The sequence below is a fragment of the Microbacterium sp. MTN4-26 genome (assembly GCF_042846595.1).
Taxonomy (GTDB): Bacteria; Actinomycetota; Actinomycetes; order Actinomycetales; family Microbacteriaceae; genus Microbacterium; species Microbacterium luteum.
Genome location: NZ_BTGO01000046.1, coordinates 1 through 1,315 on the forward strand (window position 1 = coordinate 1; position 1,315 = coordinate 1,315).

The following is a 1,315-nucleotide window of genomic DNA, read 5'->3' on the forward strand; positions in this document are numbered from 1 at the left end:
CTAGGGCGTGTTGATCAAGAGGTTCCGCTCCTCGGTGGGTGAGTCTTGAACGGTGACGCGACAGGAGATCTCTGACGAGGTGTGGGCCGTGATGGAGCCGTTGATGCCGACGGTGACCGGTCGGTCGCGGCCGTGGACGGATCACCGGCTCGCTATCGAGGGGATGGCGTGGAAGTACCGGACCGGTGCGCCGTGGCGTGACGTTCCGGAACGGTTCGGGAAGTGGAACTCGATCTACAAGCGGTTCAACCGGTGGGCCGGGGACGGCACCTGGCAGAAGCTGCTCACCGAGGTGCAGAAGCAGGCCGACGCCGCTGGGGAAATCGACTGGGTCGTCTCGATCGACTCCACGATCGCGCGCGTGCATCAGCACGGCGCGACCCTCGCCCGGGACACAGGGGGCTGTGCCGAATCACAAGAATCCGTGGTCCGAGCCGCCTGATCACGGGATCGGACGCTCCCGCGGCGGGCTGACGACCAAACTGCACCTGGTCTGCGACGGCCGCGGCCGGCCGCTGAGCATGATGATCACCGCCGGGAACATCAACGACACCACGATGATGAGCGCGGTGCTGGAGAACATCCGCGTTCCCCGCGACGGGAAGGGCCGCCCCCGCACCCGCCCCGACCGGGTGCTCGCCGACAAGGGGTACCCCTCAAGGGCGAACCGCGCCTGGCTCCGCGACCGGAGGATCGCGGCGACCATCCCCGAGCGGGACGACCAGATCGCGCACCGCCGCAAGAAGCCGGGCCGGCCGATCGCTTTCGGCGACAAGCAGAAGGAACGCTACAAGGGACGCAACGTCGTAGAACGCTGCTTCAACCGTCTCAAGCAGTGGCGCGGCATCGCGATGCGCTCGGACAAACTCGCCCGCAACTACCGAGCCGCCGTCAGCCTCGCCGCGGCGCTGATCTGGATCAAGACCGATCTCCGCTGAGCGCTTCGCGCTCCTGCAGCGTGCGCTCAAGCTGTCCCACCGTCGGCGCACCCGCAAAGCCGCGCTCGGTCAGATAGACCCTGCACGCCAAGTCGGCAGTGTTCCCCTGGGACGGGAACAAGTCCTGACCGTCCAGAAGAATCGTGGGCGAGCCCGCGAAACCAGAGCTCACCGCCTCAGCCTCGGTGCGGATCAACACGAACTCCACCGGAACATCGCCCCGTCCGATCGAGTCGAGCACCAGCCGTACTCGATCGCCCGCCTCCTGCCAATTCGGGCAATCCTCGATATGCAGCACCTGGATCTTCACACGCCCATTCTCCCGCGCAACTCACGGCGGCTGGCCACCCCGCACCTTCTTGATCAACACGCCCTAG

At 66.5% G+C, this 1,315-nt stretch carries 2 protein-coding genes; one reads left to right on the forward strand and one right to left on the reverse strand.

Features of this window, described 5'->3' with window-relative positions; genetic code table 11:
* The first annotated feature begins 91 nt into the window (after positions 1-91).
* Positions 92-938 (forward strand): IS5 family transposase gene (locus ACGG9C_RS16990; RefSeq protein WP_233449959.1). Its coding sequence is split into 2 segments (ribosomal slippage): positions 92-397 and positions 399-938, totalling 846 coding nucleotides; the frame shifts between segments, so codons are not numbered across the junction.
* On the opposite strand, the gene ACGG9C_RS16995 is transcribed toward ACGG9C_RS16990, so the two are convergent.
* On the reverse strand, positions 919-1,248 hold the full coding sequence (locus tag ACGG9C_RS16995) for a hypothetical protein (RefSeq protein WP_026095586.1): 330 nt from the start codon (positions 1,246-1,248) through the stop codon (positions 919-921). The two genes, ACGG9C_RS16990 and ACGG9C_RS16995, sit on opposite strands and share 20 nt — an antisense overlap.
* Positions 1,249-1,315 lie beyond the last annotated feature (67 nt).